At 65.9% G+C, this 22,168-nt stretch carries 20 protein-coding genes; 12 read left to right on the top strand and 8 right to left on the bottom strand.

What is annotated here, in order from left to right; all coding sequences use genetic code 11:
* Positions 1-1,003 precede the first annotated feature (1,003 nt).
* From EO174_RS04280 to EO174_RS04260, 5 genes are all read left to right on the top strand, one after another.
* Positions 1,004-3,502, top strand: coding sequence for a ribonucleoside-diphosphate reductase subunit alpha (locus EO174_RS04280; RefSeq protein WP_119129836.1), 2,499 nt, complete (start codon positions 1,004-1,006; stop codon positions 3,500-3,502).
* A 176-nt stretch (positions 3,503-3,678) separates the two neighbouring features.
* Entirely contained in the window at positions 3,679-4,722 is a 1,044-nt protein-coding gene (locus EO174_RS04275) for a ribonucleotide-diphosphate reductase subunit beta (RefSeq protein ID WP_039521116.1), read from the top strand.
* Between the two features lie 233 nt (positions 4,723-4,955).
* Positions 4,956-5,441: a flavodoxin gene (locus EO174_RS04270; protein ID WP_104584160.1), complete on the top strand. Its 486-nt coding sequence runs from the start codon at positions 4,956-4,958 to the stop codon at positions 5,439-5,441.
* Entirely contained in the window at positions 5,413-5,739 is a 327-nt protein-coding gene (locus tag EO174_RS04265; protein WP_104650304.1) for a thioredoxin family protein, read from the top strand. The genes EO174_RS04270 and EO174_RS04265 overlap by 29 nt, the downstream gene beginning before the upstream one ends.
* Positions 5,740-6,129: 390 nt before the next feature.
* Complete coding sequence (locus EO174_RS04260; protein ID WP_104650303.1) at positions 6,130-6,540, top strand: acyl-CoA thioesterase; 411 nt, start codon at positions 6,130-6,132, stop codon at positions 6,538-6,540.
* Positions 6,541-6,674: 134 nt separating this feature from the next.
* Here the strand turns inward: EO174_RS04260 and EO174_RS04255 are convergent, their stop codons facing one another.
* The 4 genes from EO174_RS04255 to EO174_RS04240 all read right to left on the bottom strand — a co-directional run bounded on the left by EO174_RS04255 (position 6,675) and on the right by EO174_RS04240 (position 10,242).
* Positions 6,675-7,190 (bottom strand): hypothetical protein, encoded by a 516-nt coding sequence (locus EO174_RS04255; protein WP_104584167.1) that lies wholly within the window; start codon positions 7,188-7,190, stop codon positions 6,675-6,677.
* A gap of 273 nt (positions 7,191-7,463) precedes the next feature.
* Positions 7,464-8,408, bottom strand: coding sequence for a 2-dehydropantoate 2-reductase (gene panE / locus EO174_RS04250; protein ID WP_206515037.1), 945 nt, complete (start codon positions 8,406-8,408; stop codon positions 7,464-7,466).
* Between the two features lie 5 nt (positions 8,409-8,413).
* Positions 8,414-9,217 (bottom strand): ABC transporter permease, encoded by an 804-nt coding sequence (locus EO174_RS04245; protein ID WP_104584169.1) that lies wholly within the window; start codon positions 9,215-9,217, stop codon positions 8,414-8,416.
* Positions 9,214-10,242 (bottom strand): ABC transporter ATP-binding protein, encoded by a 1,029-nt coding sequence (locus tag EO174_RS04240; protein ID WP_208412254.1) that lies wholly within the window; start codon positions 10,240-10,242, stop codon positions 9,214-9,216. The genes EO174_RS04245 and EO174_RS04240 overlap by 4 nt, the downstream gene beginning before the upstream one ends.
* A gap of 140 nt (positions 10,243-10,382) precedes the next feature.
* On the opposite strand from EO174_RS04240, the gene EO174_RS04235 reads away from it, so the two are divergent.
* A complete protein-coding gene (locus EO174_RS04235; RefSeq protein ID WP_208414103.1) occupies positions 10,383-11,105 on the top strand; it encodes a ferredoxin--NADP reductase in 723 nt (240 codons plus the stop codon).
* Between the two features lie 79 nt (positions 11,106-11,184).
* On the opposite strand, the gene dmeF is transcribed toward EO174_RS04235, so the two are convergent.
* Entirely contained in the window at positions 11,185-12,165 is a 981-nt protein-coding gene (gene dmeF / locus EO174_RS04230) for a CDF family Co(II)/Ni(II) efflux transporter DmeF (RefSeq protein WP_126942483.1), read from the bottom strand.
* Positions 12,166-12,231: 66 nt separating this feature from the next.
* Here dmeF and EO174_RS04225 point away from each other — a divergent pair, with 66 nt between their 5' ends.
* The gene (locus EO174_RS04225) at positions 12,232-12,504 is read left to right on the top strand and encodes a metal/formaldehyde-sensitive transcriptional repressor (protein WP_104584178.1); all 273 of its coding nucleotides are present in this window, start codon (positions 12,232-12,234) and stop codon (positions 12,502-12,504) included.
* 141 nt (positions 12,505-12,645) lie between these two features.
* Here EO174_RS04225 and EO174_RS04220 read toward each other — a convergent pair whose 3' ends face one another.
* Positions 12,646-14,211 carry a beta-xylosidase gene (locus tag EO174_RS04220; protein WP_126942480.1) on the bottom strand — a complete coding sequence of 522 codons (1,566 nt, stop codon included), beginning with the start codon at positions 14,209-14,211 and terminating at the stop codon, positions 12,646-12,648.
* Between the two features lie 332 nt (positions 14,212-14,543).
* Between EO174_RS04220 and EO174_RS04215 the strand changes: the two genes are divergently transcribed.
* Genes EO174_RS04215 through EO174_RS04195 form a run of 5 tightly spaced genes read left to right on the top strand, consistent with a single transcriptional unit; the run spans position 14,544 to position 18,954 of the window.
* Complete coding sequence (locus EO174_RS04215) at positions 14,544-15,131, top strand: hypothetical protein (RefSeq protein ID WP_104584182.1); 588 nt, start codon at positions 14,544-14,546, stop codon at positions 15,129-15,131.
* Positions 15,128-15,328 (top strand): helix-turn-helix transcriptional regulator, encoded by a 201-nt coding sequence (locus tag EO174_RS04210; protein ID WP_016903655.1) that lies wholly within the window; start codon positions 15,128-15,130, stop codon positions 15,326-15,328. Before EO174_RS04215 ends, EO174_RS04210 begins: the two co-directional genes overlap by 4 nt.
* Before the next feature lie 59 nt (positions 15,329-15,387).
* Positions 15,388-16,986: an alpha/beta hydrolase gene (locus EO174_RS04205; RefSeq protein ID WP_164740081.1), complete on the top strand. Its 1,599-nt coding sequence runs from the start codon at positions 15,388-15,390 to the stop codon at positions 16,984-16,986.
* 31 nt (positions 16,987-17,017) lie between these two features.
* The gene (locus EO174_RS04200) at positions 17,018-17,764 is read left to right on the top strand and encodes an ATP-binding cassette domain-containing protein (RefSeq protein ID WP_126942474.1); all 747 of its coding nucleotides are present in this window, start codon (positions 17,018-17,020) and stop codon (positions 17,762-17,764) included.
* Entirely contained in the window at positions 17,761-18,954 is a 1,194-nt protein-coding gene (locus EO174_RS04195) for an ABC transporter permease (RefSeq protein ID WP_115678033.1), read from the top strand. The genes EO174_RS04200 and EO174_RS04195 overlap by 4 nt, the downstream gene beginning before the upstream one ends.
* Positions 18,955-19,445: 491 nt before the next feature.
* On the opposite strand, the gene EO174_RS04190 is transcribed toward EO174_RS04195, so the two are convergent.
* Positions 19,446-20,465 carry an energy transducer TonB gene (locus EO174_RS04190; RefSeq protein ID WP_126942471.1) on the bottom strand — a complete coding sequence of 340 codons (1,020 nt, stop codon included), beginning with the start codon at positions 20,463-20,465 and terminating at the stop codon, positions 19,446-19,448.
* 134 nt (positions 20,466-20,599) lie between these two features.
* Positions 20,600-22,162 (bottom strand): tryptophan halogenase family protein, encoded by a 1,563-nt coding sequence (locus EO174_RS04185; protein ID WP_126942468.1) that lies wholly within the window; start codon positions 22,160-22,162, stop codon positions 20,600-20,602.
* Positions 22,163-22,168 lie beyond the last annotated feature (6 nt).

Here is a 22,168-nt window from a genome sequence, read left to right as displayed (position 1 = left end):
CGCATGGTTTTCAATGAAGCAGCCGACCAACTGTCTGGTGCGGTGAGGGCACCGCGCCCTCGACACTGCAAATTTGCTGCAGGGTCCTTGCCCGCCCACCCTCGCAGGACACGCCGCAAGTACGTCCCTGTAGGCTCTGGCGCGGCATCCATGCCGCTCAAGGTCCCGCGACGGTGGGCGGGCAAGGACCAGTCGAGATGGTTGGTGTGCATGGTTTTAATAAAGCAGCCGGCCAACTGTCTGGTGCGGTGAGGGCACCGCGCCCTCGACGCTGCGCGTCCTTGCTGCAGGGCCCTCTACCGCAACGTCCAATAAAGAGAGAGGCGGCGCACACCTGGATTCGGCAGCGGCGAGTTTGCTCCCGCAGCTTGGGCGTACCGGCGGCCCGCCAGGCGTGCGGTGCCGCTTGAGGCGGTCTCGGCCAACTGACCGGCTTCAGCATCGATGCGTGTCGCAGCCAACCCAACCGGACCCAACTGGTCGATGGAAATGCCGGTTTAGGCCTTGACTGCGCAGTCCAATTGGACGGGTTCCCAGCCTCTTGCTGACCGTTCGTCAGACAGTGCTTTGTGCTGTAAGGGTTTTCGGGAATTTCCTACATTTGGTGTTGACCCCTCCGGGTGACCCCACTATCTTGGGGGAGTCGGTGGTTGGTCGCCCCAAGGCGTCCGGACCAGTGAGAGCATGATTTGCAGCAGGTTGCCAATCAGACGCCTCTCCGCGGCGGCAGCGATGAACGATCACAGCCATCCGGGCCTCGCCTGGAGCAGGCGGCGTGGTCTCGTTGCGCCGCTGTTGTTTCGCCACCGACCACTGCGCGACAGCACACCGCGCGGTGGCGGCCGTGGAATCTCCGGTAAGGAGATGGCTGGTGAGGCGATGCCGCCGCGGACCCCGTGTCCTGCGTGCTGGTCGTTGCGCACCGCCATCGCTGTCCAGGGAGTCCGGATCCGGCCGCAACCCGTCCCCCAGCCGGGTTCGTGTGCCTACGCATGGAGGACGCATGACCACCAACGACACCCTTGCCGCGATCGCCGCCGGTACCGCAACACCCACCAGCGTTCCCGCCGGTGTCAGCGCACCCGGTTGCGGCGCGCCGGAATTGACCGACCCGTCGGATATCGTGCCGCCTCCCCGCCAAGCCATTGCAATGCACGCACAGACCATCGAAGAACAAGCCGTCGCCACCTGGATCACCAAGGAAGCCGGCAACCGCCGGATCCCGTTCGAGCCGGAGCGCCTGGAGCGCGCCATCGACCAGATCCATGCCGAATTCCCGCAGCTGGACGTGTCCGACTACAAGCGCTCGGTGTTCGGCTTCGTCGACCGCAAGGACAGCGTCAACGCCGACGACCTGGTCGACCATCTGATCCGCGAGGCCGAGGCCCGCGTCGATCTGACCACCCCGGAGTGGGAGCACTTTGCCGCGCGTCTGTACCTGCGCCGCCTGTACAAGCGCGCCAGCCGCAACCGCTTCTACGACGCCAGCCAGAAGTACGGCTCGTTCGTCGGCCTGCAGGAGAGCCTGGCCGACCGCAATGTCTATTCCAACGACATCCTGCGCCGCTACTCCAAGGACGAACTGATCGAAGCCGGCAAGATGATCGAGCCCGAGCGCGACAAGCTGTTCGCCTACAACGGCCTGTACCTGCTGGCCACGCGCTACCTGGCCACCGACAACTCGCGCGGCGTGTTCGAGCTGCCGCAGGAGCGTTGGCTGACCATCGCGCTGTACCTGATGCAGGACGAGATCGGCAACGGCAAGGGCAGCCGCGAGCGCCGCATGCAGCTGGTCGGCGAGGCCTACTGGGCGCTGTCCAACCTGTACATGACCGTGGCCACCCCGACCCTGGCCAATGCCGGCAAGGTCGGCGGCCAGCTGTCGAGCTGCTTCATCGACACCGTCGACGACAGCCTGCAGGGCATCTACGACTCCAACACCGACGTGGCGCGCGTGTCCAAGCACGGCGGCGGCGTGGGCGCGTACCTGGGCTATGTGCGTTCGTCCGGTTCGGCGATCCGCGGCGTGTCCAATTCCTCCGGCGGCGTGGTGCCGTGGATCAAGCAGCTCAACAACACCGCCGTGTCGGTGGATCAGCTGGGCCAGCGCAAGGGCGCCATCGCGGTCTATCTGGACATCTTCCACCGCGACATCGAGGCGTTCCTGGATCTGCGCCTGAACAACGGCGACCAGCGCCTGCGCGCGCATGACGTGTTCACCTCGGTGTGCATCCCCGACCTGTTCATGGAAGCGGTCGAGCGTCGCGGCGACTGGTATCTGTTCGATCCGCACGAAGTGAAGCGGATCAAGGGCTGGTACCTGCAGGACTTCTACGACGAGAAGAAGGGCGACGCCAACAGCAGCTTCCGTCGCAAGTACGAGGAAGTGGTTGCCGACGAGCGCATCACCCGCAAGACGGTCAAGGCGATCGAGATCTTCAAGCGGATCATGGTCAGCCAGCTGGAAACCGGCAACCCGTTCATGTTCTACCGCGACGAAGTCAATCGCAAGAACCCGAACAAGCACGAGGGCATGGTCTATTCGTCCAACCTGTGCACCGAGATCCTGCAGAACATGAGCCCGACGCGGATGATGCAGGAGATCATCAGCGGCAATCAGATCGTCACCACCAAGAAGGCCGGCGACTTCGTCGTGTGCAACCTGTCCTCGATCAACCTGGGCCGCGCGATCACCGTGCAGGCAGACCAGGCCGACCTGCTGGGCGCCGACGTGCTGGAGCGGTTGATCCCGATCCAGGTGCGCATGCTCGACAACGTGATCGACCTGAATCAGCTGCCCGTGCCGCAGGCCACCATCACCAACCAGAAGTACCGCGCCATCGGCCTGGGCACCTTCGGCTGGCACCATCTGCTGGCGCAGAAGTCCATCCACTGGAATGCCAAGGAAGCCGAGGACTACAGCGACGAGCTGTACGAGCGCATCAACTACCTGACCGTCCAGGCAAGCATGGAGCTGGCCAAGGAAAAGGGCACCTACAGCGTGTTCCGCGGCAGCGACTGGCACACCGGCGAGTACTTCCGTGCGCGCGACTACAACAGCCCGCAGTGGCTGGAGCTGGCCGCGCAGGTGGCCGTCAATGGCGTGCGCAATGCCTGGATGCTGGCGGTTGCGCCGAACATGAGCACCGCGCAGATCGCCGGTTCCACCGCCTCGATCGACCCGATCTACAGCGCGTTCTACTACGAAGAAAAGAAGGACTTCCGCCGTCCGGTCGCCGCTCCGGGCCTGTCGCTGGAAACCTGGCCGTATTACGAAAAGGGTGCCTACAAGGTCGACCAGTTCGCCAGCGTGCGCCAGAACGCGCGTCGCCAGCGCCACGTCGACCAGTCGATCAGCTTCAACTTCTACGTGCCCAGCACCATCCGTGCCAGCACCTTGCTGGACCTGCACATGACCGCCTGGCGCGAAGGCTTGAAGACCACGTACTACGTGCGTTCCAACGATATCGATATCAGCGAGTGCGAGTGGTGCAGTAGCTAAGCGCATTCGCGCTTCGCTTCCACGGTTCGCGTTGCGAACCGTGGACCCTGCTTCACCAGCTCCCACACCCCGCGCCTTCGGCGCGCCCCCTCACGCAGGGGGCTTTCTTCCAGAATGATTGCTGCCGTCGTCCCCGCTGCACGCGCGCGCGACGCCTGAAACACGAGTAGAGACCCATGTCCGCAACACCGCTTGAGCGCATCAAGATCCTGGAGCCGCGTCACCCCAACCGCTCCACCGCCATCATCAATGGCGAAACCTCCGGCATCCTCAACTGGAACGACATCCCGTACCCGTCCTTCTATCGGGCCTACAAGGAGCTGTCGACCAACTTCTGGATCCCCGACGAGGTGGACATGAAGGGCGACGCGCGCCAGTACAACGAGCTGTCGGCGCGCGAGAAGAATGCCTACGACTCGATCATCGGCCTGCTGGCCACGCTGGATTCGCCGCAGACGCGCTTCATCTACAACGTCGCCGAATACATCACCGACCCGGCCGCGCATGCCAATGCCGCCATCATCGGCCAGCAGGAAGTGATCCATAACGAGAGCTACAGCTACGTGCTGGCCTCGATCACCGGCCTGGCCGACCAGAACCGCGTGTTCGAGATCGCGCGCACGCATCCGACCATCATCAAGCGCAATGCGCCGATCATGGGCGCCTACGAAGACTTCATGCGCGACAAGACGGCCGAAACGCTGATCCGCGCACTGATCCAGTCCTCGATCCTGGAAGGCATCAACTTCTATTCCGGCTTTGCGTATTTCTACAATCTGGTCCGCCAGAACCGCATGACCGGCACCGGCAAGATCATCAGCTTCATCAACCGCGATGAGCTGGCCCATTCCAAGTTCATCAGCGAGCTGATTCGCGCCATCATCGGCGAGAACCAGGCGCTGCAGGGCGACCAGCTCACCGACTACGTGCACAAGGCCTTCGAGCACGCGATCGACCTGGAAACGGTGTGGACGGCCGAAGTGCTGGACGGCATCGACGGCATCGACGTGGACGAGATGATCCGCTACGTGAAGTACCGCGCCAACAAGATGGCCGGCATGCTCGGCATCGAGAAGCTGTACGAAGGCGCCAACGACAACGTGATGCCGTGGATCAAGGCCTACGCCGACAACTTCACCGAAACCAAGACCGACTTCTTCGAGATGCGCAATGCCTCGTACAAGAAGACCAATTCCGATAACGGCTTCGACGATCTGTGAGGAGCCGGGATTCGGGATTCGGGATTAGGGATTAGGGATTCGCTGCAAAGTCGGGATTAGGCATTCGAGATCTGGACTTCGTCGCAGCAGCATTGATACGCCTATCCGGATCCTAGATTGAAGGCTGGGAATTAGAAGTCTGCAACAAGCACTTGATGCGCTCTTGCGAATCCCCAATCACAACTCTCCAATCTCAGCTCTTCAACGAATCCCGACTCCCGAATCCCCGCCCCATGAACATCCTGCTCGCACTGGCCTCGTTGAGCGGCAACACGCGCGATGTCGCACGCAGTGTCGCACTGCGCTGCGAAGCGGCCGGGCACACGGTGACCTGGCTGGAGACCGACGTGCAGCGGCTGGAGCAGGTGCCGCATGCGCCCGGGCAGTACGAGCTGTTTGTGCTCGGTAGCTGGACCGACAACGGTGGCCGCACGCCGGCAGAGATGAAACGTTTCATCGTCGAATTGGTCGAAACGCTGGGCAAGCCGCCGCGGGTGGCGGTGTTCGGCACCGGCGAAACGCAGTGGGGGGAGGACTATTTTTGCGGTGCAGTGCATCGCATCGCACAGTTCTTCGCCAGCCCGTTTCCGCGTTTGACCATCGAACAGATGCCCCACGGCGTGCGCGACGCGCAGGCCATCGCCGCCTGGACCGACGAGGTCCTGGCCCAATGCCAACACGATCCCCACGATGCACACCATTACCGTCACGTCGCCTGAGCACTACACCGCCACCCTGGCCGCGCATCCGCGCGCGCTGGTGGATTTCTACAAGGACAACTGCCCCGGCTGCCGCATGCTCGACATGTCGCTGGACAAGTTCGCCAATAGCGATGCCGCCGAGGGCGTGGCCTTGTTGAAGGTCAAGCTGGAAGTGGTAGGCGAGGAGTTCTTCCGCGGCCTGGGCCTGCGCCAGACCCCGACCCTGGCGCTGTACCGCGATGGCAGCGAGGTGGCACGCCTGCCCGGCTTCCAGTCGCCGGCGCAGGTGGAAACTGCGGTCAAGACCAGCCTCTGAGCCACCGTGGCGGCGCAGGGGCCTGCGCGTCTACGGTTGCATGTTCCCCGCGGCTGCATGCCATCGAGAAGAGTGCTGCACGCCGCCGTCTCGCCAGGCGATTGCTGACGCGAACGCGATGCCCTCGTAGGAGCGGCCCCGGCCCCGGCCGCGACCGCCGTCCCGATGGCCTCATCGTGCACGCGGCAGTGCATGCGAGAGTCACGCAGGATGCCGGCCATCGGCGACGCTCCCGCAGCGGCAGTGCGCAAGCGCCCGCGTCGGCACGCTGGATCGCCGTGGCCGCTGCGCTGCGTTCCGGCGTACGCCGCTGCGGCTGACCGCCTATCCTGTCTGTGTCAGGCTGCTGCAATCGCCTTGGCACGCAGCGCCTCTCCACTGGAACCCCTCATGTCAGACAGCTTGCAGACCCCGCCACCGATCGAAGCCCGCATGGCCGAGATCGTGTTCCCCAACCACACCAACCATATGGGCACGCTGTTCGGCGGGCAGGCGCTGGCGTGGATGGACAAGGCCGCATTCCTGGCGGCATCGCGCTATGCGCGGCGTGCGGTGGTGACCGCGCGCTCGGACCAGGTGGATTTCAAGCTGCCGATCCGCCAGGGCCAGATGGTGGAAACCATCGCGCGGGTGGTGTCGGTGGGGCGCAGTTCGATCAAGGTGGAAGTGGAACTGATCGCCGAGGACCTGCTCAGCGGTGTGCGCGAGCTGTGCACCCGCGGCCACTTCGTGATGATCGCGCTCGGCGACGACGGCAAGCCGACCTCGGTGCCGGCACTCCCGATGACGGACAAGGGCTGAGGCTGCAACCAGCGCTGTTCTCGTCGCCGGTGCAGCCGGCCAGGCACCTGTCATGCGCGCATGGCAGGGCGCACCAGGTGCACATGCGTACCCCGCAAGATGCGGCTGCGTAACCGGCAGCCGCCTGCGCTGGCCTATTCCTCGACCTCGCGATCTTCGCGCTTGGTTTCTGCCATCGCCTCGGGTTCCAGCTCTTCGGCGCTGCGATTGAGCTTGACGAACACGCCCCAGGCAATCAGCAGCAATGCCGCACACGAGCCAACCGCCGCGGCATATGGCAGCTTGGCCGGATCGGCGTGCATCAGCTCGAAGATCGACACCAGGGTTTCGATCGCCAGTGCGATCACGATCACCACGAAAAAGCGCGACAGATAGCGGCGCACGCGTGTCGGCCCGCTGACCTTGACGTCGCGCAGGATCTCTTCCTCGAAGATCGTCTGGCCCAGCTCCAGCGTCACCAATGCCACCGTGAGCAGACCGACGGCTTCCAGCACCACGTTGAAGCGGTCGCGCACTACCATGTCGCCGCCGGGGGTGAAGCCATGCCACAACTCCAGCCCGGCCATCGTCACCAGGCCCGCCGCGCACAGCACGAAGAACGCCAGGATCACGAAGTGACCGGCACGGAACAGATGGCTGAGCAGCTTCATGATGACGACGGCGAGGGAGGGCTGCAGAGCATCGTGTGCGTGGCGTCGTGACGGCGCGAAGGCTGCGCCGACCCCCGGCGTGCCCTCATCCGGCGCTTTGCGCCACCTTCTCCCGCAGGCGGGAGAAGAATTTGCCGCGGCTAAGCGGCGTAGGGACGACGCAGGCCGCTCGTCCAGTAATGCAGCGGGGCTGCCACTGCCTTCTCCCGCTTGCGGGGAAAGGTGCCCGAAGGGCGGATGGGGGGCGACGCGCCCGCCCGCCCGCCATGCCCATCAGCTATGCCGCAACACCTGATACGCCTGCAGATGCACGTTGGTGGCCATCAGCAGTGGTGCGTTGCGTCCGGTTTCGCGCACGCGCCTGAGCATGTCGCCGACGATCTGCGACGCTTCCACCTCCTGGCCGGCTTCCAGGTCGCGCAGCATCGAGGCCTTCAATGGCGAATCCACCTGCAACAGCGTCTGCAGCGCCTTGGCGCGCGCGCTTTCCGGAATCGGCTGGCCGGCCGCATCGGCGGCCCACAGGCATTCGTTGTACACGCCGTTGATCAACGCGCGGCCGTCGTCGGTGGCGACGATTGCCCCGACCGGCGCACGCATCAGGCAGGTGGCCGCCGCCAGCGCGGTGAGGAAGCTGTACTTGATCCACTGCTCCTGCGCGATCTGCGCGCTGGCCACATGATCGATGCCGGCCTGCGTGCAGGCTGCCGCAAATGCCTGCACGCGCGTCGACTCCGCACTGCCATCGCGCTCGCCGAAGGTCATCGCCGCCGGCTTGCCCAGGTGCAGGATCTCGCCCTGCGCGCCCTTGGTGGCGCTGATGAAGCACAGCCCGCCCAGCACGCGTGCCGCACCGAAACGCTCGTCCAGCGCCGCGTAATGGCGCAGGCCGTTGAGGATCGGCAGCACCGTGGTGTGCTCGCCCACCGCCGGCGCAATCGCCTCGATCGCGCTGTCCAGGTCGTAGGCCTTGCAGCTGAGGATCACCAGGTCGAACGGCCGCTGCGCCACCAGCGCCGGCAGATCCTGCGCGGTGACATGCGCCACCGGGAGCTCCGCATCGCCCAGCGGGCTGCGAATGCGCAGGCCATCGGCCTGCAGCTGCGCCGCGCGCGCATCGCGCACCAGGAAGGTGACATCGACACCGGCCTGCGCCAGACGCCCGCCGAAATAGCCACCGGTGCCGCCGGCGCCGAGGATCAAGATACGCATCGCCATCGTCATCAGCTCCGCAAGCCCACGCCACGGCGCAGCAGCCACAGCGCCAGCGCGCTGAGCACCGCGACAAAGCCCAGCATCAGCGCGTAGGCGACCCAGATCGGCACGTCCGAGCTGCCGAGCAGGCCATAGCGGAATGCGTTGACCATGTAGAAGATCGGGTTGGCGTGGGTGGCCGCTTCGGCCCAGGGCGGCAGCAGCTTCACCGAATAGAACACGCCGCCCAGATAGGTCAGCGGGGTCAGGATGAAGGTCGGCACGATCGCCACGTCGTCGAACTTCTTGGCGTACACCGCATTGACGAAGCCGGCCAGCGAAAAGATGGTCGCGCCCAGCAACACGGTGGTCAGGGTCACCAGCGGATGCGGGATGCGCACCGGAGTGAAGAACATCGCGATGATCAGCACCAATGCGCCGACCATGACCCCACGCAGCACCGCGCCGGAGACATAGCCCCACAGGATCACCCAGTTGGGCATCGGGCTGACCAGCAGCTCTTCCACATGCCGGCCGAACTTGGCGCCGAAGAAGCTGGAGGAGATGTTGCCGTAGCTGTTCTGGATCACGCTCATCATCACCAGGCCCGGCACGATGAACTGCATGTACGTGTAGCCGCCCATGTCGCCCACGCGCGAGCCGATCAGCCCGCCGAAGATCAAGAAGTACAGCGTCATGGTGATGGCCGGCGGCACCAGGGTCTGGCCCCAGATGCGCAGGATGCGCTGCACTTCGCGGCGCACGATGGTGCCCAGCGCAATCCAGTTGCGGCGCGCGTTGGTGGGTTCGGTCACGGTGTGGATCTCGTTCATGGCTGGCCTCCGCTGCGCGGCTGCGCTGGCGGCGTGCCGTGGGGCACGACAGGCGTGGATGCGGTGGCGGCGGCATCGGCCGGTGCCGGGGCGTCGCCGGTCAGGCGCACGAACAGCTCTTCCAGCCGATTGCTCTTGGTGCGCATCGAACGCACCCGGATGCCGGCGCTGCCGAGCGTGGCGAACACGCGGTTGAGGTCCATCGCGCGCGGCATGTCCAGGTCCAGCGTGTGGCCGTCGATGGCGGTGAGCGTGGTGCCTTCGATCACCGGCAGTTCGGCCGGCAGGTCGCCGTCGATATCGAACAGGAAGCCCTCCACGTCGAGCTTGGCCAGCAGCTCGCGCATCGGGCCCTGGGTGACGATCTGGCCGTGGTTGATGATGGCCAGGTTGCGGCACAGGTGCTCGGCTTCTTCCAGGTAGTGCGTGGTCAGGATGATGGTGGTGCCGGCGGCGTTGATCTCCTTCAGCACGCGCCACATGTCGCGGCGGATCTCGATGTCCACGCCGGCGGTTGGCTCGTCCAGGATCAGCAGGCGCGGCTGGGTCATCATGGCCCGGGCGATCATCAGCCGGCGCTTCATGCCGCCGGACAGCGTGCGGCTCATCACCTGGGCCTTTTCCCACAGGTGCGAGCGGCGCAGCTCTGCTTCGGCCAGCGCGGCCGCCTGCTCGCGCGGCATGCCGTAGAAACCGGCGTAGTTGACCAGGATGTCGAAGGGTTTTTCGAACAGGTTGAAGTTGACCTCCTGCGGGACCAGGCCGATCAGGCGCATCGCATCGCTGCGCTGGCCGACCAGGTCGGTGCCGAACACTTCCACCTGGCCGGCGGACAGGTTCACCAGCGAGCTGATGATGCCGATCAGGGTGGATTTGCCGGCGCCGTTGGGGCCGAGCAGGGCGAAGAAATCGCCTGGCGCCACGTCCAGCGACACGCCCTTGAGCGCCTGGGTGCCGTTGTCGTAGGTCTTGCGCAGATCGCACACACGCAGCGCGGGTGCGGTGATCGGAGATGGGGAATTCAAGATGTTCCTTCGCGTCAGCGTGACGGCGCAGCGAGTTACAGGCCGTTATTATAGAAGCCCGCGGGGGCAAGCCCCGATCACAGACTGTCCTAAATACGTTCGTGCCCGTTCAATTTCCCCTCAAGCTTGTCGACCGGCGCATGATCGCGCCCACCGTGGCCCACTGCCAGTTCCTGCGTGACGACGGGCAGCCGCTGGATTTCCAGCCCGGGCAGTTCATCCAGATCCATTTCACTGCCGCCGACGGCACGCCGACCAAGCGCAGCTATTCGCTGGCGACTATCCACGACCATGCGTTCGGACCGGGCGAGGCGGTGGATATCGCGGTGAGCTTCGTGCCCGGCGGCTCGGCCACCGCGCTGTTCGAAGGCCTGCAGATCGGCGACCGGTTGCAGGCCAGTGGTCCCTATGGACGTTTCTGCCTGCCGGCGGGCGACCACAACCGGCGCTATGTGCTGATCGCCACCGGCACCGGCGTCACCCCGTACCGCTCGATGCTGCCGTTGCTGGCCGAGGCGATCGCCACCCGCGGCGTGCAGGTGCTGCTGCTGCAGGGTGCGCGTACGCCGGCCGAGCTGCTGTACGGCGACGACTTCCGCGCGTTTGCCGATGCGCACCCGCAGTTCCGCTATATGCCGTGTTTTTCGCGCGAGCTGCCGGAACAGCCGCATGCCGATGTGCGGCACGGGTACGTGCAGCAGCAGCTGGCCGAATGCGCGCCCGATGCGCAGGGCGATATCGCCTACCTGTGCGGCAACCCGGACATGGTGGACAGCTGCATCGACGCCCTGAAGGCAGCCGGCCTGCCGAACGCGCAGATCCGCCGCGAGAAGTACGTCAGCCCGGCACCGGCAAAGACCTGAGGCTTCCCGCGCGAGGCCGGCGCAGGCCCGGTTGCCCCGGCGATGGCAAGGCCCGCCCACAGCTGGCGCTGCCGGGCCGCTAGGCCGCCGCCAGCGCCGCCCGCGGGCGACGCAACTCGACGGTGATGTGCACCAGTTCTTCGTGGATCTGCAGGGCGGCGCGCACCAGGTCCGCATCGATGTCGGCCGCAGTGACCAGGCTGACCACGCAGGCATAACGATCGCTGCCCACACGCCAGACATGCAGGTCGCCGATGGCGATGGCATGCGGCAGCCCGGCGATGACCTGCTTCACTTCTGCCACCACCGGCGCATCCATCTCCGCATCCAGCAGCACCCGGCCGGTACTGCGCAGCAGGCCCCATGCCCACACGGTGACCAGCACCGCGCCGACGATGCCCATGATCGGATCCAGCCACCTCACGCCCCAGTACATGCCGGCGAGCAGCGCGACGATCGCCAGGACCGAGGTCGCGGCATCGGCCACCACGTGCAGATACGCGGCGCGCAGATTGAGATCGGCGTGCCCATCGTGGTGATGACCATGACCATGACCGTCATGCGCGTGGTCGTGCCCGTGGTGGTGGCCATGCGCATGGCCATGCGAGTCGCGCAACCACCAGGCGCAGACCAGGTTGACCAGCAGGCCGATGACGGCGATGACGGTGGCTTCCTGGTACTGGATGGGCCTGGGCGAAAACAGCCGTTCCACCGACTGGAACGCCATCAGGCCGGCCACGCCCAGCAGCAGCATTGCGCTGGTGTAGCCGCCGAGCACTTCGACCTTCCAGGTGCCGAAGCTGAAGCGCAGGTCGCCTGCATTGCGCCGCGCGAAGCGGTAGGCGAACAGCGCCAGGCCCAGCGCCAGCGCGTGCGAGCTCATATGCCAGCCATCGGCGAGCAGGGCCATGGAGTTGAGCGTCCAGCCGCCGACGATCTCCGCCACCATCATCACCACGGTCAGGATGACCGCCTTGCGGGTGCTACGCTCGGCCAGCGGGTTGGCGCTGGCGAAGGTGTGCGACTGCGCGCAGTGCGGCGCGGCATGCATGATCGACATCGGGAGGGGGTCCTGGCTACGATACCCCCCTGTGGTATCTCAGGTACCCCCAGGGGGTATATGGCAATGGCGCATCTGAATCAGGACAAATCCAAGCTGCTCGCCCGCGTGCGCAGGATCCGTGGACAAGTGGAGGGGCTGGAGAAGGCCCTGGCGCAGGACGTGGACTGCACGGCGTTATTGACGCAGGTGGCGGCGTTTCGTGGCGCTGCGCAGGGCTTGATGGTGGAGTTGCTCAGCGAGCACTTGAAGCATCACGTCGCCGCGCCCGACGCGCTGAGCGAGCGCGAGCTGGCGGTCGACGACATCGCCGCCATTCTCAGGACATATCTGAAGTAAGCGCGGCCATCGGAAGCACCGCATTCGCCGCCAGGCGGATGCGGCCGGCGCCAGGACCCGGCACGTGCCATGCGCGCACTGCGGTTCCTGCGCGCCGTCCGCCCTCGCCCGCGTGCACGGAGGCAAGGGCTTGCCGTGCACTCAGCGCGCCGAAGGCTCCAAGGTCATCAGCACCACGTCGTTGCTGCGCATCGGCACGCGGATCTCCACCACGCCATCGGCGCCCACACGCACGCGCCGGTCCTGCTCGGGCGTATCGCGCGTGGCCTGCTGCAGCTGCACCAGCTGACGCGGTGCCAGGTCCTTGGGCATGCCCATGTCAATGTACAGCGACAGCGGGTCGTTGCGCCGGTAGCCGGTCTTGCGCACCTGCAGCCGGTAGTTGCCGGCCGGCACCTGCGCCAGCCGGAACACCAGCGCTGCGCTGTCGGTGCTGGGCACCTGTTTGGTATAGAACGGGGTATTGCTCACTGCCTGCACCGGCTGCTGCCAATCCCAGGCCACTGCCGCGATGCGCTGGCCATCCACCGCCGCAAACGCATGCGCATCGCCCAGCGGAATGTCGCGGCCCTTGAGCGCGTGCAGGTACTTGTAGGCGAACCAGGCCGGCTTGCGGATGCCCTCGCAATTCATCAACCCGAAGCCGCCGTGGAAGGGTGTGGGCGGCGGGCCGGGTTCTTCGAACAGATCGGTGTAGGTCCAGTAGCTCATGCCCTGCACCAGGCCTTGCACCTGCTTGAGCTTGGTCAGGATATAGGGCGCGCTGATGTAGCTGTCGTGGACGAAATCGCGCGGCGTGTAGCTGCTGCTCCACTCGGTGAAATACAGCGGCAGATCCGGAAATGGCGAAGCCTGGATCTGCGTGCGCACCCGGCGCACATCGCCGACGATGGCGTCCGGCGATGCCGACAGCTTGACGTCCTGCTTGCCGTCTTCATCGAGAAAGCCGCCGTCCACGCCATAGGTATGCGTGGTGACGAAGTCGATCGGCAGTTTGTTCTTGGCAACATAGGCCAGCAGTTCCGGCACCCAGTCCGCACCGGCGGTGGAGGGGCCGCCGACGCGCAGCTGCGGATCGATTGCCTTGATCGTGCGTGCGGTGTTCGCATACAGCTCGAAGTAGGCCTGCTGGTCGGCGTTTTCCCAGAAATCCTTGAGATTGGGCTCGTTCCACACTTCGAAGTACCACTGGCGTACTTCCTCGGCGCCATAGCGCGCCCGGATGTGGCGCACGTATGCATCGATCAGCTGGGTCCACTTGGCCGGGTCCGGATGCGAGGTGTTGCCCTTCCAGTAGAACAGCGTCTGCTCGGAGGTCTTCATCGCGCCGGGCGTAAAGCCCAACTCGACGAACGGGCGGATGCGCTTGGCCAGCAGCGCGTCGTAGAGCTGGTCCAGCTTGGTCCAGTCGTACACCAGTTTGCCGTCCACCTCCTTGACGGTGCCGAGCACGTCATGGAACACGTCGTGGAAGCGGATGTAGCGAAACCCCAGCTCCTGCACCGCGGGCACCAGCTGCGCCTGGCTGTCGCTGCGGATCAAGGTGCCGGGAAAGTCCGAGCCGATCGACAGATCGTAGAACCGGTCGACCGGCCCGCCGGCGCTGCCCAGATCCACCTGGATGGTGCGCGGCGCTGGCGCCTGCGCCATGGCAGAGGCCGCCATGCAGCCGCCCAGTGCAATTGCCAACAAGATCTTCAGACGCATTGGCGCTCCCGCCGAGGTTCGATCGGGGGAGCGTAACCCAGCTCGGGTCCCGCGCTGCACGCCGCAGCTGCTTGCGTCTGCTTCCCGCGATCGTCGCGCCGCAGCGGGGGGAAAGGCGCACACGATCGACCATGTAAAGGGTGCTTGACAGCCGGCCATGGCAGGCGCATCTTGCCTGTCAAGTTGACTTGACAGGCGAAGGGAATGCGTCAGCGGCATCGGCAACTGCAATGCAGACCGGCATGGTCGGCGCAGCCCTTGCTGCGCGGCGGAGTCGGAATCCGCAGCGCTGGCCTGCCACTGCCTGCATCGACACCTGCGCGGCACGGCGCATGACCGGCTGCAATCGCAACGCGCTGATGGCGCTCTGCCTGGGTGCGGGCCTGCTTGCCGTGGGGGTGCTCGGGCATTGGCGGCTGCTGCCGCTGAGCGCCTACCTTGCCGGGCTGTGCGTGGGCGGGGGCGTGTCGTGCCTGTTGCTGTCGCTGCTGCTCTGGCTGTCGCGTGGCAGCCTGCGCGACAGCACGCGGCCGGTCCTGGCGCGACGCTATCACCGCGAGTTCGGCGTGCCGATGGGGATGTATGTGGTGGTGATGCTGTTCTGGAACCATGTGCTTGCCCGCGTGGATCCGGGCTGGGCGCGCGTGCTGATCGCCTTGTTGCCGGCGGTGCTGGTCGCCCTGGTGATCCGCGCGGTGGCGCGCTACGTGCGCGACTCGGACGAGATGCAGCGACGCATCGAGCTGGAGTCCATCGCCATTGCCGCCGGCCTGCTCAGCAGCGCGTACATGACCGGCGGCTTTCTGCAGGCCGCCAAGCTGATCGACATTCCCGCGACGGTGGCGATGTTGTGGGTGTTTCCGATGTTGTGCGCCATCTACGGCGTCACCAAAAGCATCAACGCACGACGGTTTCAATGAATAGTCGCGTGCGCGAACTGCGCGAGGCCAGTGGCTGGTCGCAAGGCGAGCTGGGCGAGCGGTTGGGTGTGTCGCGGCAGACCATCAATGCACTGGAGACCGGCAAGTACGATCCCAGCCTGCCATTGGCGTTTCGCATCGCGCGCTTGTTCGGGGAATCGATCGAGCACGTCTTTCTTTACGAGGACGGGCAGTAGTCGCGGCGGTCACACCCGACCGGCTGCGGTGTCAGGGGACAGGGATATCAGGAGAGATGGTGATCATGGTCAAGCAACCCACACTGGTGGCAGCGCTGCTGCTCGCGCTGCTGGCGAGCGGATGTCAGCGGGCGGACCAGCCGGCTGAAAACGCAGCTGGCGCGACCAAGGCTGTGCCGGCCGCGCCCGGCAGCGTGCGGCCGCGTGCTGCAACGGCGCAGACCGGCACCGCCGCCGGCAATCGCTACGGCGCATTGCACTTTGCACCGTGCACGCTGAGTTCCGGCAGCGCGGCCGGCAATATCGAAGCGCAGTGCGCCAGCCTGCGGGTGCCGGAAAACCCGGCCGCGCCGACAGGGCGCAGCATCGACCTGAAGATCGCCTGGCTGGAAAGCGATGCTGGCGCCGGCAGCACGCCGGACCCGGTGTTCTTCATCGCCGGTGGGCCGGGGCAATCGGCCACGCAGGTCGCCGCGATCGTGGAGATGGGGCTGCACGAAGTCCGCAAGCAGCGCGACATCTTCCTGGTCGACCAGCGCGGGACCGGCGGTTCGCATCCGCTGGAGTGCCGCGATGCCGCAGGCAAGCCGCTCATGCTGGAAAACAGCAGCGCCGCCACCGCCGAGCAACTGACCGATTATGCGCGCCAGTGTGCACAGGGGCTACGCAACGATGCCGATCCGCGCTATTTCACCACCAGCGAGGCCATTGGCGATCTGGATGCGGTGCGCGCCGCACTGGGCGTGCAGACGCTCAACCTGATCGGCGGCTCCTACGGTACCCGAGTGGCACAGCACTATGCGGCGCGCTATCCGCAACACACACGCACCCTGGTGATCGATGGCGTTGCGCCAAACGATCTGGTGATCGGCGGCGAATTCGCGCGGACGTTCGAAGATGCGATCGCGTTGCAGGCCAGCCAATGTCGCAAGGAACCCGCCTGCGCCAAGCGCTTTCCGGTGGACACGCGCACGCAGCTGCGGCAGGTGGTGGAGCGCCTGCGGCAGGCGCCGGTTGCAGTGGATTACCGCGATCCGCGCACCGGTGAACTGCACCACGAGCAGGTGACGGCCGATACCGTGGTCGGCCTGGCATTCGGGTTTTCGTATGCGCCGGAAACCGCCTCGTTGCTGCCGCTGGTGCTGGACGAGGCGGCGGCGGGCCGTTACGCCTCGTTGATGGCCTTGGCGCAGATGAGCGCATCGGATATGTCCGATCAGATGAATCGCCCGATGCAGTGGTCGGTGCTGTGCAGCGAGGACGCCGGACGCTATACCCCGCCAGCCGCCAAGGACGGGACCTTGCTGGGGGCGGACGTGGCGCAGATGTTCTTCGCGCCCTGCACGGCCTGGCCGACCAAGCCGGCCCCGGCTGCCGATGCCGCGCCGTTCAAGTCCAACCTGCCGGTGTTGTTGCTGTCGGGCGAGCTGGATCCGGTGACGCCGCCGCGCTATGCCGAACGTGTACTGCAGGGCTTGCCCAATGGCCGCCACCTGGTGGCGCCGGGGCAGGGCCATGGCGTCTTTCGCCTCGGCTGCATGCCCAAGGTGCTGGGACAGTTCCTGCAGACCGCCAATGCCAAGGCACTGGATGCGCAGTGCGTGGCCAGTCTCAACAACGTGCCCGCGTTTACCTCGTTCAACGGATGGGAACCATGAGCCGTACCGACCACGCCACGGAGGCGCACGCATGATCGTCGTCGACAACCTGCACAAAGCGTTCAAGACCAAGACCGGGCCGGTGAAGGCGGTCGATGGGGTCAGTTTCAGCGCCGCCGATGGCCAGATCACCGGCCTGCTCGGCCCCAACGGTGCCGGCAAGACCACCACCTTGCGCATGCTCTACACGCTGATGTCGCCCGACCAGGGCAGCGTCATCGTCGATGGCGTGGATGCCACCCGCGACCCGGTGACCGTGCGCCGCGCGCTGGGCGTGTTGCCGGATGCGCGCGGCGTCTACAAGCGGCTGACCGCGCGCGAGAACATCGCCTACTTCGGTGAGCTGCACGGGATGTCGCGCACGCGCATCGCCGAGCGCACGCGCCTGCTGTCGGCGGCGCTGGACATGGACGACATTCTCGATCGCCAGACCGAAGGGTTCAGCCAGGGCCAGCGCACCAAGACCGCGATTGCACGCGCGCTGGTGCACGACCCGCGCAACGTCATCCTCGACGAGCCCACCAACGGGCTGGATGTGATGACCACGCGCGCCATGCGCGGCTTTCTGCAGCAACTGCGGGCCGAGGGCCGCTGCGTGATCTTTTCCAGCCACATCATGCAGGAGGTGGCGGCGCTGTGCGACCGCATCGTCATCGTTGCCAAGGGCACGGTAGTGGCCTGCGGCAGCGCCGACGAACTGCGCGCCGCCACCGGGGAGGACAATCTGGAAGACGCCTTCGTCAAGGCGATCGGCTCGGACGAGGGACTGCACGCATGAGCACCACATCGTTGTTGTCCACGCTGTGGACGGTGCTGCGCAAGGAACTGCGCGACATCGGTCGCGATCGCCGCACGCTGGCACTGGCCTTGCTGCTGTCGCCATTGCTGTATCCGATCCTGATCCTGGGTATGGGGGCACTGAGCGAAAGCCGTGTGCGTACCCAGATCGACAAGCCGTTGGAAATTCCCATGCTCGGCCGCGAGAACGCGCCCAATCTGGTGCGGTTCCTGGCCGCGCAGGGGCTCAACGCGGTCGATGCGCCGGCCGATCTGACCGCCGCAATCCGCAACCAGGATGTGGATGTGGCACTGCGCATCAGCGCCAGCTACGCCGACGACTGGCGCGCCGGGCGCCCGGCATTGGTGGAGGTCATCAAGGACAGCACGCGGCGCGAGGCCGACGTGCCGAGCCTGCGCCTGCAGGCCGCGCTCGGCAGCTATAGCCAGCAGGTCGGTGCACTGCGCCTGCTGGCGCGCGGCATCGATGCGCAGGTGGGCAGGCCGCTGGAAATCGCCGCGCAGGATCTGGCCACCGCCGAAGCCAAGCGCGGGCAGATGATGGCGATGCTGCTGCCGGTGCTGCTGGTGATCACCTCGTTCCTGGGCGGCGCCTCGCTGATCCTGGATGCCACCGCCGGCGAGCGCGAACGCCAGTCGCTGGAACCCCTGCTGGCCACGCCGGCGCCGCGCAGCGCGATCGTCAGCGGCAAGATCGCCGCCGCCTGCGTGATCGGCATGCTGTCGTTGCTGCTGACCTTGCTGGCCTTCAAGGTGAGCGCGCAGCTGTCCACGTCGAACCTGGGCCGCCAGCTCAATGTCGGCGTCGTGCCGATGCTGCAGATGCTGTTCATCCTGGTGCCGATGCTGTTTATCGGCACCTCGCTGCTGACCTATCTGGCCGCCGCCGCCAAGAGCATGAAGGAAGCGCAGGCGCATATGACCTGGCTGTTGCTGCTGCCGATGCTGCCCGGCTATGCGCTGATGGCGTATCCGTTGAAGACGCAGTTGTGGCATTTCGCGGTGCCGTTCCTGGCGCAGAACCAGATGCTGCTCAAGGTGATCCGCCACGAGCAGATCGACGCCCAGACCTGGGCGGTGTATCTGCTGGCGGGCTTTGGCCTGGCCGCGCTGCTGTGGTACGCGGCGGTAAGGCGCTATCACCAGGAACGGCTGGCGATTTCCGGCTGATGCCCTTCTCCTGCCGGGAGACGGTGGCGCACAGCGCCGGAGGACGGTGCAAATTGCCGGTACGAATGCGCGGTGACGCATGTCGATGTTGACGTTGATTGATTGAACGGTGTTGTTGTCTGCGCAGTGCGTGACGTCGATTCGGTCGCCGTACCCTCACCCAACACCTCTCACGAAAGGGGCTAGCAGTTCCTTCTCCCCTTGGGAGAAGGTGCCCGAAGGGCGGATGAGGGTACGTAGCACCAGGAAACAAAACGCCCGCATCGCTGCGGGCTTTTTGTTTGGTGCCCGACATCCGCCGGGAGTGCAGTGCATCGATCATCGGCAGCCATGAGCCATGAGCCATGAGCCAACAATCAACCAATCAACTAATCAACCAATCAACCAATCAACCAATCAACGACCAAGCAATCAAGGAATCAACGACCAAGCAATCAACGGACTCACTCACTCAGCCGCATGTAGAACTACCTGATCGCCCAACGCCCCACTCAACCCCCCGGGTTGAACGACAGCGTGCGCCGCGTGGTCACCGGTGCAGCCACCGGTTCGAAACGCCAGCGCTTGACCGCATTGAGCGCTTCGCGGTCGAACACGCGCGGCGGGGTGGCGCGCAGCACGCGCGAGGCGGTGATCGAGCCATCGGTGCCGACGGTGATCTCCACCAGCACTTCGCCGGAGGTGCCGGCGCGCAGCGCTTCGGGTGGGTAACGCGGTGCCGGGGTGCTGATCGGGCGCAGCGACTGCGCGGCCGGTGCAGCTGCGGCAGTTGCCGGCGCCGGGCGCGGGGCCGCCGGGGTCGGCGCAGGCGCCGGAGTCTCGGCCTGACGGCGCGCTGCGGCCTGGCGTTCGGCCTCGGCGCTCTGCTGGCGGGCGGCTTCCTGTTGCGCGGCGATCTGCTGCGCAGCGGCCGCCTCGCGGGTCTGCTGCTCAGCCAGACGCTTCTGCTCGGCCGCCTGCTTGGCCTTGTCCTCGACCAGCTTCTTGGCCTGCTCGGCATCCTGCTCGGAGCGGCTGGCGGCGGTCTTCATGCCGGTGTCCAGGCCACTCTTCAGGCGCGGCAGTGCCGGTGCCTTCGGGTCCACCTTTTCGATCAGCGCAATCAGGCGCTGCGCCTCGGGGAATTCTTCGCGGCTGATGCCCTGTTCGGCGGCGATCAGCGTGTACGGCAGCAGGTCGGTCAGCGCGCTGTTGACGGTGGCGTCCTGCGGCTGCTTCTCACGCAGGGCCAGGTAGTACTCCACCGCGTTGTCGCCGGCCGGGGCGTACATGCGGTTGTCCTGCAAGGCCTTGGTGGCCGAGGCGCGCAACTGGTCGGCAGCCATCGATTGCACCTGCGGCGACACCGCCGTGGCCGGCGTTGGCGCGGCGGCTGGTGCCGCAGGCGTGGCGCCGGTGGCAGGCGCGGTGGTGGCGGCCTTGTCGTCCTGCCTGGAGCAGGCGGCCAGGCCGACCAACAAAATGACCGGCGCGATCCGGCGTGCCATACGGCCCTGTGTCAGATCCAACATGCGTTCCCCTTACCCCGATTGCAAAAAGATGCTGCGGCGAGCGCCGGCCATTGTTCCCGCAATGGCTGGCAAAGCGGCAATCTAGCATTGCTGGGGCGGTCTAAGCCAAGGGGGGCGCCTGCCGGGCGCGAAATTCATTCCGCCCCGGTGACCAGCGCCGTGTCGGTCGGCAGCCGCGTTGCCGGCTCGGGCAGCGGTGCCGGGCAATAGCGCCGCAGGAAGTCCGCATGCGCCGGCAGCCGCAGCAAGGCAGCATCGACACGCGTGCGGATGGTCTCCAGAAAATGACGGAGCTCGGCATCACCCATCAGGTCGGCCACCGGGTGATGCTGCTTCGGCGTGATGCCCTGGCCCAGCATCACCTGCACCCAGGAATTTTCCGCAAACAGCTCGTTGGCCTGGTGGAACACCCGCCCGCTCTGGCGGAACAACTCCACCCGATGGCGCAGCGTGTCGGGGATGTCCATCGCCGCGCAATCGCGCCAGAACGGCGTGTCGCGGCGGTCGGTGGCGTGGTAATGCAGGATCACGAAATCGCGGATATGGGTGATTTCGGCGGCGGCCTGGCGGTTGTATTCGGCGATGTCGACATCGTTGATGACCTGCGGAAAGGTCTGCATCAACCGGATGATGCCGCGCTGGATCAGATGGATATTGGTCGATTCCAGCGGCTCCAGAAAGCCGCTGGCCAGCCCCAGCGCCACGCAGTTCTTTTCCCACACCCGATGCCGCTGATTAGGCGTAAAGCGCAGTGCCCGCGGCTGGCTCAGTGCGCGGCCGCTGAGATTGCGCTGCAGCACCTGCGCGGCGCTGTCCTGGTCCATGTAGCGGCTGGAATACACGATGCCGTTGCCGACCCGGTGCTGCAGCGGGATACGCCACATCCAGCCCGCCTGATCGGCACGCGAGCGGGTGTACGCCACCGGCGCGCCGACCGATTCGGTCTGCACCGCCAGCGCGCTGTCGGCAAACAGCCACTGCGACCAGTCGTCCGTGGCCACGCCCAGCGTCTTGCCGATCAGCAGGCCGGCAAAGCCGGTGCAATCCAGGAACAGATCGCCTTCCACCCGCATGCCGCTGTCCAGCGTCAGCGCGGTGAGATAGCCGCTGTGCGCGTCGGTCTCCACGCTGCCGATGCGGCCTTCGATGCGCTGCACGCCGAAGCCTTCGCTGAAGCGGCGCAGGAAACGCGCATAGAGTCCGGCATCCAGGTGATAGGCGTAATTCATGCCGCCGTTGGGCAGGTGGGCGAAGCGGCCCTCCTGCGCGGCGCGCAGCTCCAGGCAATAGTCGCCGAAGTCGCGTGCCACGCCACGCTGCCGGCCCTTCAACCAGAAATGCTGGAAGCCGGCACTCCAGTGATCGGTGCCGGTATGGCCGAAGGAATGGATGTAGTGCCGGTCGGCATCGCGCCAATGCTCGAAGCCGATGCCGAGCTTGATGGTGGCCTGGGTGGCGGCCATGAACGCGGCCTCGTCGATCTCCAGCAGGCGATGGAAGGTGACCAGGCTGGGGATGGTGGCTTCGCCCACGCCCACCGTGCCGATCTCGTCCGATTCCACCAGGGTGATCTGCAGGTGCCGGCCCAGCACCTTGGACAACGCGGCGGCGGCCATCCAGCCGGCGGTGCCACCACCGGCGATGACGACGCGGCGTACCGGGCGCTGTTGGGGATCGGAAGGAGCGGTGTCGGTCATGGCGTC

Origin of the sequence: Xanthomonas sp. BRIP62418 (assembly GCF_003993495.1) — a bacterium.
GTDB lineage: Bacteria > Pseudomonadota > Gammaproteobacteria > Xanthomonadales > Xanthomonadaceae > Xanthomonas > Xanthomonas euroxanthea.
Note: the sequence above shows the minus strand (reverse complement) of the source record. Positions and strands in the feature narration are given on the sequence as shown.